Consider the following 14,845-nt stretch of genomic DNA (forward strand, 5'->3'; position numbering starts at 1 on the left):
GCGACCTTGTCGCGGGCGGGACCGGTGAGCTGCTCGTCGGCCAGCAGCACCAGCCGCGGTTTCAATGCCTCGTCGCCTGCCACCAACGTGCCGATCGGCGCACCGATCCAGCGCAGCGTGCCGTCGGAGCCGAGCGCGATATCGCCGTTGGCGCAGGCGCCGAACCGTTCGGCCCGTGCCTCGAATTCGGCTGCAAGCGCCTTCTGCGCTGCCGTGCGCACCGCCTTTGCATCCTCGCCGCCGGCGCTCTGGTCGGCGGTGAAGCGGAACCCCTGCAATTCGCCGACATGATGGCCTTCGACGAGGACGGTTCCGGTTGGGCTGATTTCGGCTTCAGGCATGGTATTTTCTCTAAGGCGCCGCATGAGGACGGAAGTCCTGCGGTCTACGAAGCGTTTCGTCAACCGCTCATGCAGCGCATCCGACAATCTGTCTTCGATTTCGCGCGTCTTTTCCTGCCAGTGTGCCTGATCGGCCAGCCAGCCGGGCCGGTTGGAAACGAAAGTCCAGGTGCGGATCTGGGCAATGCGGTGCGACAGCGTGTCGATGTCGCCCTCTGTCGTGTCGGCCCGGCGCACTTGCTCGGCCATGTAATTCTCATCGACATGGCCATGCCTGGCAAGGTCCATGTAGATCGAGGCGATCAGGTCGGCATGCTGGGCCGGGGCGATCTTCCTGTAGTCGGGAAGCGCGCAGGCTTCCCACAGCAGCGCCACGCGCTTGGGATCGGTGGCGAGCGTCCTTATTTCCTCGTCGCGCGAGAGGTGCTCCAGCGCCTGCGCGTCCACCGCCGGCAACGCGCGCGTCAGGCCCTCGACCGGCGCGTTGGTCTCGATCGAGCGTTTGAGCGCATCAATGCTGGCGAAATCGAAATGCGCGGTGCGCCATTGCAGCACCTTCACCGGGTCGAACTCATGCCCTTCGATCTTCTTGATCAGATCTTCGTCCAGCGGATCGACCTGGCCGGTGACGCCGAAGGTGCCGTCGCGCAGGTGCCGGCCGGCGCGGCCGGCAATCTGGCCAAGTTCGGCCGCGGTCAGGTTGCGGTACTGGTAGCCATCGAATTTGCGGTTCTGGGCGAAGGCGACATGGTCGAGATCGAGGTTGAGCCCCATGCCAATGGCGTCGGTGGCGACGAGGTAGTCGACATCGCCCGCCTGGAACAGCGCCACCTGGGCGTTGCGGGTGCGGGGCGACAGCGCGCCAAGCACGACGGCGGCCCCGCCCTGCTGGCGGCGGATCAGTTCGGCGATGGCATAGACCTCGTCGGCGGAGAAGGCGACGATCGCCGTGCGCCTGGGCAGACGGGTCAGCTTCTTCGACCCGGCATAGGCCAGATGCGACAGCCGTGGCCGGGTCACCACCGAGACGCCTTTCAGCAGGCGCTGGAGGATGCCGTGCATGGTGGCCGCCCCCAGCAGCAGCGTCTCCTGGCGGCCGCGCAGATGCAGGATGCGGTCGGTGAAGATGTGGCCGCGTTCGAGATCGCCGGCAAGCTGGACCTCGTCGATGGCGACGAAGGCGGCGTCGGTCTCGCGCGGCATGGCTTCCACCGTGCAGACCGAGTATTTCGCGCCCGCCGGCTGGATCTTCTCCTCGCCGGTGATGAGCGCCACCTTGTGGGCGCCGACCTTCTCGCAGACGCGTGTATAGACCTCGCGGGCGAGCAGCCTGAGCGGCAGGCCGATGATGCCGCTGTCATGGGCCACCATGCGCTCGATGGCGAGATGGGTCTTGCCGGTGTTGGTCGGGCCGAGCACGGCGGTCACGTCGCGGCCCGACAGGATCAGCGGCTCAGTGTGTTTCGGCTGGATGTTCATCGGCTCGGAAATAACGCTTCTGCCGCTCATTGCCGGGGAGCACGCCAGTGGTGGCGCGTGTGACAGGGCACACATAGGGATTTCACGCACGAAGCGAAAGCGGAATGTTCCAACGGCGGGCCGAACGCTCCATTCGGACGCGCCATTCTGTTCCCGAATTAACAGGTGGAACGAGTCTGGAACGAATCGGCGACGAATCACTGACTCACGCCGATTCAGGGTTTGTTCACGGCTACATCTGGATTTCTTGGCGACGTTACGCACCACATGCTGAATCGGTGGATTGGCCCGATTCATGCAGGGAGAACGCGCTCGTTAACCTTTGCCGAGGAACGATCCTGGCGGGGCGATCCGGTTCTTCCAAGCTTATGAAATTATTGATGTTTCTTAATGCGCCTTAACTTTTCCGGCTGTGGTTTCGGGCTTCGTCGTTAACGTTCCGGTCAAAGCCGGAACGAAACGGCGACGAATCGGAGATAGGCCTAGATTCCTGTTTTGTTCGCCCCAACATGTTGTGTTGTGAACAGGTTTTCCACCGAGAATCCACAGGTTGTGAAACCGGTTTTGCACACGCGGCCGAGCCGCCCTTAACCTTTGCGTGTCGCTTCGGCACATATAGGCGTGCGCCCATCGCAGGGCGCAGTGGCGGTATGGCGACCAGAACCCGGCCAGCAATGCCGGATGGTTCAAGGCGCATCTGTTCCCGTGACATAACGCTGCAACGTAGGCCCGACGTTCCGAATGATTTCGTCATGGGACAGGGCGACGACGGGCGGAAGCCGCAACAAATAGCGGCACATTGCCAAGCCCAGCAACTGGCTCGAAACAAGCCCGGCCCGTCGACCTGCATCGGTGGGGTCGCCGACCGCCGCAACCACCGGTCTCACCTGATTGGCAAACACCTCGCGCAACTTTTCGGCTGCAAATTCGTGCGATGTCGACGAGCGTAGCAAGATCGCCATGCCAGGACCGCTGGCCGAACCTTCCCAGATTTCGAGAAAACGCCTGATCAACGTTTCGCCGACGGTAGTTCGGTCGATCACTTGCAGTGCCGGCAATTGCAGGTCGACGACCGCAGCCCTCGCGAACAGCTCGTCCTTGTTGCGGAAATAGCGGATCACCATGGCCGGATCGATCGAGGCTTGCGCGGCGACGTCGCGTATGGAGGCGCCGTCATAGCCGTGCTCGCCGAACAGGTGGCGAGCGGCCTCGAGGATGTGGGCCCGCGTGCGGTCCGACTTGCTGGTTTTCTTCGGTTGATTCTCGGTCATGAAAATTCATATGCCAACGACTGTTGACAAATGCAACAGCGTCCGCTAGAAAGTCAACATGTGTTGATAAATGGAGAAAGAAAATGTTGCCTGAGACAACGAAAGTCCTGATCATTGGCGCGGGCCCGACCGGCATGGCACTGTCCATCGCGCTGCATCAAGCCGGCGTCGATCATGTGTTGATCGACAGACTGGCGCACGGCCTTCAGAGTTCGCGTGCTGGCGTCATTCACGCCCAGACGCTGGAATCGCTCGAACCTCTCGGCGTCACAGGACGGCTGACTGAACTTGCCCTGAAGTTGGAAAACTTCGCCATCCGCGACCGCAACCGGGCGCTGCTCAAGCTCGATTTCGGTAAGCTTCCGACAAAACATCCCTATCTGTTGATGCTACCTCAGAACCTGACCGAACAGGTGTTCGCCGAACGGATCGCGGCCCTGGGCGGCGTCATTCATCGCTCGGTCGAGGCCAGGACGGTTGTCCAGGACGTTGACGGTGCACATGTGACCGTGGTCGAGAACGGCCGCGAGAAACTCATATCGGCACGTTACGTCGTTGGCGCCGACGGCATGAACAGCCTGGCGCGCAAGTCGGCCGGCATAGAGTTCGACGGTGCAGCCTATGATGCTTCTTTCGTGCTTGCCGATGTTCGTCTCGACTGGCCTGTCGGGGCGACCGAAGTGTCGTTGCTCTTTGCCTCTGCCGGGCTGGTGGTGGTGGCACCGCTTCCGGACGGATCGTACCGTGTCGTTGCGACAGTGGATGACGCGCCGGAAAAGCCGGATGTCGCCGACATCCAGGCGCTGCTCGACAGCCGTGGTCCGACCAAGGAAAGGACCAGGGTTATCGACCTGATGTGGAGCTCGCGCTTTCGCGTGCATCACCGGCTGGTCCGGGCATATCGCAAGGACCGGTTGTTCCTGATGGGCGACGCCGCGCATGTCCACAGCCCCGCTGGCGGGCAAGGCATGAACACCGGCATCATCGATGCGGTGATGCTGGGCCAGTTGCTTGGCGACGTGGTGAACGGCGTTCGCCCGGAAGCGGAACTCGATCTCTATGAGAAATTGCGGCGTCCCGCGGCACAGGAAGTGCTCGAACTGGCCGGCAGGATGACCGAGATGGCGCTTGCCCGCAGTCCGGTGAAGCGCTTCCTTCGCAACCTGGCGCTTTCGGTGCTTAACCTCAATCCATTCCTGAAGCGTCGCCTCGCCTTGAAGCTGTCGGGCCTCAGCAGGGCGCCACTTGCCCGGCTGCCAGTGCCTTCGCGTCAGCCGGTTCCAGTCACGCGAACCGGGCCTGTTGCCAAGCAAGGCATGAAACTTGCCGCCTGACGGCATCTGCCAGTGCCGGCCGTTGGGCCGGTCTTAGGTGATTCCGAAGCCTCAGGTAATGTACTGGCCGCCATTGGCGGTGAGGGTCGAGCCGGTGATGAAGCCGGCGTCCTCGGAGGCGAGGAAGACGACGCAGCGCGCGATCTCTTCCGGCTCGCCGAGACGGCCCGCGGGGATTTGCGCGATGATCGCTTCCCGCACCTTTTCAGGTACGGCCATGACCATGTCGGTGGCGATGTAGCCGGGGCAGATGACATTGACGGTGATACCGGCCCGTGCCCCTTCCTGGGCGAGCGCCTTGGTGAAGCCGATGTCGCCAGCCTTCGAGGCCGAATAGTTGACTTGGCCAGTCTGGCCCTTCTGGCCGTTGATCGAGGAGATGGTGATGACGCGGCCGAATTTGCGGTCGCGCATGCCGCCCCACAGCGGATGCGTCATGTTGAAGACGCCCGACAGGTTGGTGTCGAGGACTTCTTTCCACTGCTCGCGCGTCATCTTGTGGAACATGGCGTCGCGGGTGATGCCGGCATTGTTGACCAGCACGGAAACCGGGCCGAGATCGGCCTCGACCCGGCCGATGCCGGCAGCGCAGGCATCGTAGTCGGCGACCGACCATTTGTAGACGGGGATGCCGGTCTCCGCCTTGAATTTCTGCGCCGCTTCGTCATTGCCGGCGTAGTTCGCGGCAACCGAATAGCCGGCATTCTTCAACGCGATCGATATGGCCGCGCCGATGCCGCGCGACCCGCCTGTGACGATTGCAACCTTGCTCATGCGTTTCCCCTTTTTGATACGCCCGTTTTTCGGGCTTTTTATGCACTGAAGAAAGAGCGGGCGACTCGCGCCGCCCGGTCATCAATATCGTTACAGCGCTTCCACGCACATGGCGACGCCCATGCCGCCGCCGATGCACAGCGTGGCCAGGCCCTTCTTCGCACTTCTGCGCTGCATCTCGTAGACCAGTGTGTTGAAGATGCGGGCGCCGGACGCCCCGACCGGGTGGCCGATGGCGATGGCGCCGCCATTGACGTTGACGATCGAGGGATCCCAGCCCATGTCCTTGTTAACGGCGCAGGCTTGCGCGGCGAAAGCCTCGTTGGCCTCGACCAGGTCGAGGTCGCCGACCGACCAGCCGGCCTTGGCCAGCGCCTTGCGCGAGGCGGGAATGGGTCCGGTGCCCATGATCTGCGGATCGACGCCGGCGGTGGCCCAGGAAACGATGCGCACCAGCGGCGTGATGCCGCGCTTTGCGGCTTCCGCTTCGGTCATCAGCACCACGGCGGCGGCGCCATCATTGATGCCGGAGGCATTGCCGGCGGTGACCGTGCCTTCCTTGTCGAAGGCGGGTCTCAGCTTGGTCATGGCTTCGAGGGTCGAGCCGTGGCGGATGTATTCGTCCTGGTCGACAATCGTGTCGCCCTTCTTGCCCTTGATGGTGACGGCGACGATCTCGTCCTTGAACCTGCCGGCCTTTTGCGCTGCCTCGGCCTTGTTCTGCGAGCCGACGGCGAACTTGTCCTGGTCGTCGCGGGTCAGTTGCCATTGGCGGGCGACGTTCTCGGCGGTGTTGCCCATGTGGTAGCCGTAGAAGGCATCGGTCAGGCCGTCCTTGATCATGGTGTCGATCAGCTTGAAGTCGCCCATCTTGACGCCGCTGCGCAGATGCTGCGCGTGCGGGGCCATCGACATCGATTCCTGGCCGCCGGCGACGATGATCTTTGCATCTCCCATGGCGATCTGCTGCATGCCGAGCGCGATGGCGCGCAGGCCCGAGCCGCAGAGCTGGTTGAGGCCCCACGAGGTCGCTTCCTGCGGCACGCCGGCCGCCATCGCCGCCTGGCGCGCCGGATTCTGGCCTTGCGCTGCGGTCAGGATCTGGCCGAGGATCACCTCGTCGACCTCCTTGCCGTCGACGCCGGCGCGAGCGAGCGCTTCCTTGACGGCGACGGCGCCCAATTCATGGGCCGGCGTGTTGGCGAAGGCGCCGTTGAAGGAACCGACGGGCGTGCGCGCCGCGCTGGCGACGACGATGGTGTTGGAAGCGGACATGTTCTTCTCCAGACTTCAGGGGCGTGTTTTGGGTATCGTTAGGGACTTTTCTTGCCCGTTCCATGACCCAAGTCAAACCGGAAATGGGCACGACGGCCATGCGCTGCAAGCGGTTTGCACGCGCCCATGGGAATAAGGTCGTCGTTGCTGCGCAGCATATTCAGCCCGCCATGCAGCATTAATTCATCTCGCACTGCACAAACCGCTTGGAATTGTGACGCTTTTGCGCATATCCTTGAAAAGGCGCAATCGTTATCGGCCGCTTACTCAAGTGCGCCGGTGTCCGGGGAGGGATGCAGATGGCCGCGAAAGACGAACCAATCATTATCAAGAAATATGCCAATCGCCGCCTCTACAACACGGGCACCAGCACTTATGTGACGCTCGAGGACCTCGCCGACATGGTCAAGAAGGGCGAGGAGTTCACCGTCCAGGACGCCAAGACCGGCGACGACATAACGCATCCGGTGCTGACCCAGATCATCTTCGAGCTGGAGAACAAGGACGGGCAGAACATGCTGCCGATCCCGTTCCTGCGGCAACTGATCGCCTTCTACGGCGACCAGATGCAGATGATCGTGCCGAGTTTCCTCGAACAGTCGATGATCGCTTTCGCCAAGGAACAGGAACGCTTCCGCGAGCAGATGAAGGGCGCGCTTGGCAAGTCACCGCTGGACATGATGAAGATCGCCACGCCGATCAAGGCGCTGGAAGAGCAGACGCGCCGCAACATGGAGATGTTCCAGGACGCCATGCGCCTGTTCACGCCATTCCCGCCCGCCGGCACGAACGGCCCCGGCACTGCGCCGGCCGAACCAGCCAGGAAGGATGCGCCGGAAAAACCCGACGACCTTCAGGAGCTGAAGGAGCAGATCGCCGCCATGCAGCGCAAGCTCGACACCATGTCGTGATTGCATAGCGCCCTGGCGATTTACCGCAGCGGCCCCTCGTAGCGTCCGCGCGGCCTGATGCTGCTGCCGCTCGCTATCTGTTCGACCATATGTGCGGTCGTGCCGACGCTGCGTCCAAGCGCAAACAGCTGGAATGGCGCATCGCGTGGCAAGCCAAAACTGCGCGTCAGCGCGGCCAGGGCAAAGTCGATGTTCGGGTGCGTGCCGGTTACGGCAATGGCAGCTTTTTCCAGTTGTTGCAGTGTCTCGTCGACGGGAATGGCCGTCAAAAGTGCTGTGGCGCGGGGATCGCCCTCGGGATAGAGCGGATGGCCGAACGCCGGCAACGGCCGGTCATGGCCGAGCCAGCGCCGGATCGCCGCATCGGCGCCGTGCAGCGCCGCGTCGTCGGCGAGTTGCATTACCGCTTCGCCGGCGCCTCCGTGGCGCGGGCCGGACAGGGTTGCCAGGCCGGCCAGCAGGCACGCAGCAGGTGAGGCTCCGGTCGAGGCCGCGACGCGGGCAGCGAAGGTCGATGCGTTGAGTTCATGATCGGCAAGCAGGACAAGGGCGCAGCGTATCGCTTCCGCGCCGCCACCATCCACCGACCAGCCCTGCGCCAATCGTAGGTGGACAGGGTTTGTGCCGGCCACAGCGCCCAGCGACTGAGCCAGCGCTCCAACTGTGTGCGCGGCCTCAGCGCACAGTGAGGCAGCGCTGCGTCCTAGTGAAGGCCTTCCCTGGCTGGCCAGCATGGCAAGCTGCGTAAAGGCCGAGGCGCGGCCGACTGGATGAGGTGCCTCAGACGACGGTGCGTTGAAAGCCATCGGTTCAGCCAGGGTCCAGAGCACGGCGGCGGTTTCCTCCAGCGTGGCCCATTTCGACAGCGCAATGGCATCCTGACCCCGGTAAATGAGGCGACCGTGCACAACGGTCGAAATCGCTGTAGCGATCGATGGCTCGCCCCAGGCAATCGCACTTTCGGCGATGGCCGAGGGACTGCGTCCGCGTGCCCGGCGTGTGGCAAGTGCGCCGATGTCGTCGGCGCGGTATTGGCTGCGGCGCGGGTCTGTCTCATCCGGCCGCATGCCGATGCGGCCGCGGCTGACATAGGCGTAGAGCGTTTGTGGCCGCACCTTGAGCCTTTCCAACGCCTCTTCTCGCGACAGCCATTCGGACATTTCGAGCCTGATATTGATTATATTGATCAAGATTGATTAATGCATGGCCCAACCCTTATCTTTTATGGAGAAACGCTGCAAGGAGACTGACATGGCAAACGGGCTCGATGACGTGGTCGCGGCGGAAACAGTGCTCTCTGATGTCGACGGTCTTGGGGGCCGTCTCACCATCCGAGGCCATTCGCTGCCGGAACTGGCTGGCCGCTGGTCCTATTCCCAGGTGGTTCGTCTGTTGCTCGATGGCTTCTTCGACGACCTTCATGATGACGGACAATTGGCTGATGCACTCGGGCAGGCTCGCGTCGAGGTGTTCGAGCGGATCGAACCCGTGCTGCCCTATCTCGCCTCGCTCGACATCTACAGCGGCATGCGGGCCGGCGTCGCGCTGATGCCGGACGGCGACAGGCTGATCGATGCGCTCCGGCTGATCGCCGCGCCCGCGGTGCTGACACCGGCCTTGCTGCGCCTGCGTCGCGGCGAAAGCCCGATCGCACCGGAGGGGAAGGCCGATCATGCCGCTGACATGCTGCGGATGCTGACCGGCATTCCAGCGTCGCCGATACTGGCCAGAGCCGTCGATGCTTATCTGGTCACGGTCTGCGACCACGGCCTCAATGCATCGACCTTCGCGACCCGGGTGGTGGCGTCGACGCAGGCCGGCCTGACGTCTTCGGTATTGGCCGGGCTCGGCGCGCTCAAGGGCCCGCTGCATGGCGGCGCGCCCGGTCCGGTGATCGAGATGCTGGACGCGATCGAGGCAAGCGGCAATGCTGCCGGCTGGCTGCGCGACGAAATCGCGCGCGGCGAGCGCATTATGGGGTTTGGCCACCGCATCTACCGCGTGCGCGATCCGCGCGCCGACGTGCTGAAGGCCGTGGTTCGGCAACTCGGCAGCGAGGACGGAGCCGCTCGTCGTCTGGCATTCGCCGAAAAAGTGGAGCGGGCAGCGCTCGAGGTGCTTCGGGTCGCCAAACCGTCACGCTCGCTCCAGACCAATGTCGAATTCTATACCGCGTTGCTGCTGGAGGCGGCAGGCTTCCCGAAAGAGGCGTTCACCAACGTCTTTGCCGCCGGGCGAGTGGCCGGCTGGATAGCCCATGCGCGCGAGCAGCAGACAACCGGGCGCCTCATCCGCCCGCAGTCACGCTATATCGGGCCGGTGCCGAAACTGGTCGCTTGAGGTTCAACCCTCGGCCCATGCATGGGCCGAGCCCGCTCTTTCGTGACAGAAATTTCATGTCATCGCGTCGAATGTGCTGCTGTTTTCACGCCGCACAAGACATATATGCTGCACTGCAATATACTCCTGTCAGCGCAGCATTGAGGATTCCGCCTTGCCCAGCAGAAAAACCGCCATCCTCACCGGATCCACTTCGGGTATCGGCCTGGCCATTGCCCATGCGCTTGCGGCGCAAGGCTGCAACATCGTCGTCAATTCCTTTTCCGATACGGCGGACGACCATGCGATTGCCGATGCGATCGCCAAACACCACAAGGTGAAGACGGTCTATATCAAGGCGGACATGTCGAAGCCGGCCGAATGCCGGGCCCTGGTCGAGAAGGCAGCCGAGACATTCGGCTCGGTCGATATTCTGGTCAACAATGCGGGCATCCAGCATGTCGCGCCGGTGGAGGAATTCCCGGTCGAGAAGTGGGATGCGATCATCGCCATCAATTTGTCGTCGGCCTTCCACACCATTGCCGCCGCCATTCCGCTGATGAAACAGGTCGGCGGCGGCCGGATCGTCAACGTCGCCTCGGCGCACGGGCTGGTCGCCTCGCCGTTCAAATCGGCCTATGTCGCGGCCAAGCACGGCATCATGGGGCTGACCAAGACGGTGGCGCTCGAACTTGCGCGTGAAAAGATCACCTGCAACGCCATCTGCCCCGGCTATGTGCTGACGCCGCTGGTCGAAGCGCAGATACCCGACCAGATGAAGGCCAACAATATGGATCGCGAGACCGTCATCCGCGAAGTCATGCTGGAAAAGCAGCCGACCAAGGAGTTCGTCACGGTCGAGCAGGTCGCCGCAGCCGCGGTATTCCTGTGTTCCGATGCGGCGGCGCAGATCAACGGCACGCATATCTCAGTCGACGGCGGCTGGACCGCCCAGTGAGTTCGGGTGCGCGTGATAAATCCGGCCGCCACATCAAGGACGACGCCATGACGACAAACGGCAAGGCGGAGGAGAAAAAGAAGATCAATGTCGCGCTGCAGGGCGGCGGCTCGCACGGGGCCTTTTCCTGGGGCGTGCTCGACCGGCTGCTGGAGGACGGACGGCTCGATATAGCAGCGGTTTCGGGCACCAGCGCCGGCGCCATGAACGCGGTGGCACTGGCCGACGGTTTCGTGCGCGGCGGCGTCGATGGCGCGCGGCGCAAGCTCGACGATTTCTGGCGCGCGGTGGCGCGGAAGGGCCGCTTCAGCCCGGTGCAGCGCATGCCGTGGGACGTCGCCTGGGGCAATTGGTCGATCGAGAACACGCCGGGCTATCTGTTCTTCGACACGATGTCGCGGGTGTTTTCGCCCTATGTCGCCAATCCGCTCGGCCTCAACCCGCTGCGCGATGTGATCGAGCAGGAGATCGATTTCGACAATGTGCGCGCCTGCAAGTCGATGGAGCTTTTCATCTCGGCGACCAATGTCGAGACCGGTCAGTTGCGCGTCTTCTCCGATGGCGAGATCGACCTCGACACGGTGATGGCGTCAGCCTGCCTGCCGCAATTGTTTCGCGCCGTCGAGATCAAGGGCGTGCCCTACTGGGACGGCGGCTATGGCGGCAATCCGGCGCTGTTCCCGTTCTTCAAGTCGGCCGTCACCGAGGATGTGCTTTTGGTGCAGATCAATCCGGTGGTGCGTGAAGGCACGCCGAAGAGCGCCAACGAAATCCAGAACCGCATCGATGAGATCACCTTCAACTCCGGGCTGCTGCGTGAATTCCGTTCGATCGCCTTCGTCAAGGAACTGATCGCCGCCGGCCGGCTTCCGCATGGCGAATATCGCGACATCCGCATGCACCGCATCGACGCAGACGAGGCGTTCAAGGACCTGTCGGCCTCGTCCAAGGTCAATGCCGAATGGGCCTTCCTCACCTATCTGCGCGACCTTGGCCGCACCGCCGCCAGCGACTGGCTGGAGGAGCATTACGACGCCGTGGGCAAACGGCCAACGCTCGATCTCTCCGGCGAGCTCGATGACGGCTTCAAGCCGGTGCGCGGCCCGGCGCCCGGCCGGCGGGTCAAGGAATTCCTGGCGGCGCGCAAGAAGCCCGAGCAAGCAAGCCGTCAGGCGTAGTCCTTGCTGTGGGGCGGCTTACTCCGGGAGGTGCTGGATTAAATCCCATCGTGCGATGTAACGTGACCCCTCACGCAAACGGGAGGGTGCGATGTTGCAGGCCAGACGGGATGCTCTCGATGCGGGGTTCCGACTGCAGCGTGCGGCATTTGAGGGACAACCCTTTCCAGGCCTCGATGTGCGGAAGGATCGGCTGAAGCGTCTGCTGGCGCTCACCGAAAGCCACGAGGCCGAGATATGCGCCGCCATCGACGCCGATTTCGGCGGCCGGTCGGCGCAGGAGACGCGCCTCGCCGAACTGTTTGTTGTCCGCGCGGGTATAAGGCATGCGCTTGCGCATCTGCGGGGTTGGATGCGCGAACGCCGTGTCGCCACCAGCCTGCCGTTCTTGCCGGGGCGCAACCGTCTTCTTCCGCAACCGATCGGTGTCGTTGGCGTCGTGTCGCCCTGGAATTACCCCTTCCAGCTCGCCATCGCCCCGGCGACGGCGGCGTTGGCCGCTGGCAATCGCGTTCTGCTTAAACCCTCTGAATTGACACCGAGGTTTTCCGCGCTGCTCGATTGGCTGGTCGGGGAGCATTTCGCTCCCGACGAGATGAGTGTCGTGAATGGCGACGCCGAGGTTGGAAAGGCATTCGTATCGATGCCTTTCGATCATCTGCTGTTCACGGGCTCGACTGCCGTTGGCCGCCAGGTCGCGATGGAAGCGGCCGCCAATCTGACGCCGGTGACGCTCGAGCTTGGCGGCAAGTCGCCCGCCATCTTCGACTCGTCGTGCGATCTCGATGCGTCCGTGTCCAGCGTCGCCTACGGCAAACTGCTGAACGCTGGCCAGACCTGCATCGCACCCGACTATCTGATGGTTCCGCTCGGGCAGGCCGCGACGGTTGCCGCAAAGCTTGCCGCTGCGATGGCACGGCTCTATCCGACCTTGCGCGACAATCCCGATTATACCGCCATCATCAGCGAGCGGCACCATCGGCGTCTCGGCGACATGATCGCCGAGGCGCGCGAGAATGGCGCCGATGTCATCGAGGTCGATCCGGCCGGCGAAAAACTCGGCGTTACGGATCGCAAGATGGCGCCCACGTTGGTCATGAGTGCGAGCAACGACCTGCGGCTGATGCGCGAAGAGATTTTCGGGCCGGTGCTGCCGATCATCGAATACGCCAGGATCGATGACGCCATCGACCATGTCAATCGGGCGGAGCGTCCGCTGGCGCTCTACTGGTTTGGGCGCGATCGCGGCAATCGCCAACGGATAATGCGGGAAACAATCGCCGGCGGCGTTACAATCAACGACTGCATGCTGCACCTCGTACAGGAGCGCCAGCCATTCGGCGGCGTTGGCGCCAGCGGCATGGGCGTCTACCATGGCGAATGGGGTTTTCGCACCTTCAGCAAGGAAAAGCCGATCTTCATTCAATCCAGGCTGAGCGCGGGCGGCCTTCTGCGTCCGCCCTATGGCAAGACATTCGAGCGGGCTTTCAGGCTGCTGGGGTTGGTGACCTAACGGAAGTCTTCACCATGCTGACGCCTGCTGCCATTTCTTTTTCGACTGCGCCTTTCGGCAAAAAGCGACCTGTAAAGCGGTAGAAAACCGGTTGGCCGCGGCCGCATCTAGCGCGGCGGCGCGATAATCCATCAACTTTTCTGACTATATTGCGGTGCAACTTTGATGTAGAAGCGCGCTTCGCCGATCACGGCGATTTGAACACGGCCTTGCGCGCACCCATATCGGCAGCGCGTCCGAGTTAGAAGACGCGGTAGTGTTAAAACACGGTCTGGCCGAACCCCGCGCACTGGAAAACGACGATGCTGAAAATCAGGTTTCACAAGCTTGCAGCGATTGTTGTGCTTATCGGTTTCGCCGCCTGGATGGCGACCGGACAGTTCTCGTCCGTCGGCAGCGCCGTCGCCGACAGCAAGCCCAAGGCAGGCGAAGTCGAGCAGCCCAAGGCCGACGCGAGCAAGCCCCAGACTCCAGGCACAGCCGAAGCCGAACAGCCTAAGGCGTCCTTGCGCACCGTTGCGGTGGTGACGCCGCCACGGCGTACCTATGCGCGCGCCATCCGCATTTCCGGACTGACCGAGGCAGACAAGCGCGCGGTGCTGGCGACCCGGGTCGACGGCATCATCGACAAGCTGCCGGTCAAGCAAGGCCAGCACGTCAAGACGGGCGACCTTGTGCTGATGCTTGCCTCCGAGGAAAAACTTTCGGCGCTCAACAATGCCAAGCAGCTTGTCGCGCAGCGTCAGGCCGAACTCGATGCGGCCTCGCGGCTGGCGAAAACCGGCAATCTGCCCAAGCTGCAGCTCGACAACGCCCGCTCCACCCTGACCTTAGCGCAATCGATGCTGGAAGCCATGCAAGCCCAGCTTGATCGCAATGAGGTGAGGGCTCCGTTCGATGGTGTTGTCGACAGAGTGCCGGTGGAGCTTGGCAGCTCGGTGATGCAGGGCGGCGAGGTGGCGACCATCCTGAAGCTCGATCCGGTGATCGCCCGCGGCGAAGTCAGCGAACGTGATCTCGGCTATCTCAAGATCGGCGACGAAGCCAATGTGCGTCTGGTCAGCGGCCGGACGGTCAAGGGCACCCTGCGCTACATCAGCCGGGATGCGTCTTCGGCAACCCGAACCTTCCGGGTCGAGGTCGCCATCCCCAATGGCGATGGCTCCGTGCCGGCCGGCATGACGGCCGAGATCGCGCTCAGCGCCCAGCCGACCGACGCCGTGATGCTGCCGCGCTCGGTGGTGACGCTCGGCGACAAGGGCGATCTCGGCATTCGCGCCGTCGACAAGGACAACAAGGTCGTGTTCTTCCCGATCGACCTGGTCGACGACACACCGGCCGGCCTGGTGCTTGGTGGCATCCCCTCCGATGCGCGTGTCATCGTCGCCGGCCAGGAGCTGGTGAAGGAAGGCGAAGTGGTCAAGCCGGTCGAGGCCGATCAGGCGACCATCCAGAAGCTCTTGGGCGAAGTGGCGGCCGGGACGCAATAACC

Annotated in this window: 12 protein-coding genes; 7 read left to right on the forward strand and 5 right to left on the reverse strand. The window is 63.1% G+C overall.

Annotated elements, in window-relative coordinates:
- Together CN311_RS03270 and CN311_RS03275 are read right to left on the reverse strand one after the other, a co-directional pair.
- On the reverse strand, nucleotides 1-1,820 hold a 1,820-nt coding region (locus CN311_RS03270; RefSeq protein ID WP_280954022.1), incomplete at its 3' end, for a helicase-related protein.
- A gap of 686 nt (nucleotides 1,821-2,506) precedes the next feature.
- Nucleotides 2,507-3,091 carry a TetR/AcrR family transcriptional regulator gene (locus CN311_RS03275; protein WP_097571972.1) on the reverse strand — a complete coding sequence of 195 codons (585 nt, stop codon included), beginning with the start codon at nucleotides 3,089-3,091 and terminating at the stop codon, nucleotides 2,507-2,509.
- A gap of 23 nt (nucleotides 3,092-3,114) precedes the next feature.
- On the opposite strand from CN311_RS03275, the gene CN311_RS03280 reads away from it, so the two are divergent.
- Nucleotides 3,115-4,425 carry an FAD-dependent monooxygenase gene (locus tag CN311_RS03280; RefSeq protein WP_115504230.1) on the forward strand — a complete coding sequence of 437 codons (1,311 nt, stop codon included), beginning with the start codon at nucleotides 3,115-3,117 and terminating at the stop codon, nucleotides 4,423-4,425.
- Nucleotides 4,426-4,476: 51 nt separating this feature from the next.
- Here CN311_RS03280 and phbB read toward each other — a convergent pair whose 3' ends face one another.
- Together phbB and CN311_RS03290 are read right to left on the reverse strand one after the other, a co-directional pair.
- Complete coding sequence (gene phbB, locus CN311_RS03285) at nucleotides 4,477-5,199, reverse strand: acetoacetyl-CoA reductase (protein ID WP_097571974.1); 723 nt, start codon at nucleotides 5,197-5,199, stop codon at nucleotides 4,477-4,479.
- 90 nt (nucleotides 5,200-5,289) lie between these two features.
- On the reverse strand, nucleotides 5,290-6,474 hold the full coding sequence (locus CN311_RS03290; RefSeq protein WP_097571975.1) for an acetyl-CoA C-acetyltransferase: 1,185 nt from the start codon (nucleotides 6,472-6,474) through the stop codon (nucleotides 5,290-5,292).
- 299 nt (nucleotides 6,475-6,773) lie between these two features.
- Between CN311_RS03290 and phaR the strand changes: the two genes are divergently transcribed.
- Nucleotides 6,774-7,385, forward strand: a complete 612-nt coding sequence (phaR, locus tag CN311_RS03295; RefSeq protein WP_097572005.1) for a polyhydroxyalkanoate synthesis repressor PhaR — start codon at nucleotides 6,774-6,776, stop codon at nucleotides 7,383-7,385.
- 20 nt (nucleotides 7,386-7,405) lie between these two features.
- Here phaR and CN311_RS03300 read toward each other — a convergent pair whose 3' ends face one another.
- Nucleotides 7,406-8,545 (reverse strand): citrate synthase, encoded by a 1,140-nt coding sequence (locus tag CN311_RS03300; protein ID WP_097572006.1) that lies wholly within the window; start codon nucleotides 8,543-8,545, stop codon nucleotides 7,406-7,408.
- 91 nt (nucleotides 8,546-8,636) lie between these two features.
- Here CN311_RS03300 and CN311_RS03305 point away from each other — a divergent pair, with 91 nt between their 5' ends.
- The 5 genes from CN311_RS03305 (at nucleotide 8,637) to CN311_RS03325 (ending at nucleotide 14,843) form a co-directional block, all read left to right on the forward strand.
- Nucleotides 8,637-9,725 (forward strand): citrate synthase/methylcitrate synthase, encoded by a 1,089-nt coding sequence (locus tag CN311_RS03305; protein ID WP_097572007.1) that lies wholly within the window; start codon nucleotides 8,637-8,639, stop codon nucleotides 9,723-9,725.
- Between the two features lie 154 nt (nucleotides 9,726-9,879).
- On the forward strand, nucleotides 9,880-10,662 hold the full coding sequence (locus tag CN311_RS03310) for a 3-hydroxybutyrate dehydrogenase (protein WP_097571976.1): 783 nt from the start codon (nucleotides 9,880-9,882) through the stop codon (nucleotides 10,660-10,662).
- A 47-nt stretch (nucleotides 10,663-10,709) separates the two neighbouring features.
- Nucleotides 10,710-11,840, forward strand: coding sequence for a patatin-like phospholipase family protein (locus CN311_RS03315; protein ID WP_097572008.1), 1,131 nt, complete (start codon nucleotides 10,710-10,712; stop codon nucleotides 11,838-11,840).
- A gap of 91 nt (nucleotides 11,841-11,931) precedes the next feature.
- Complete coding sequence (locus tag CN311_RS03320) at nucleotides 11,932-13,353, forward strand: coniferyl aldehyde dehydrogenase (protein WP_097571977.1); 1,422 nt, start codon at nucleotides 11,932-11,934, stop codon at nucleotides 13,351-13,353.
- 302 nt (nucleotides 13,354-13,655) lie between these two features.
- Nucleotides 13,656-14,843, forward strand: coding sequence for an efflux RND transporter periplasmic adaptor subunit (locus CN311_RS03325; RefSeq protein ID WP_097571978.1), 1,188 nt, complete (start codon nucleotides 13,656-13,658; stop codon nucleotides 14,841-14,843).
- Nucleotides 14,844-14,845: the final 2 nt, after the last annotated feature.

Source organism: Mesorhizobium sanjuanii (assembly GCF_002529485.1).
GTDB lineage: Bacteria > Pseudomonadota > Alphaproteobacteria > Rhizobiales > Rhizobiaceae > Mesorhizobium > Mesorhizobium sanjuanii.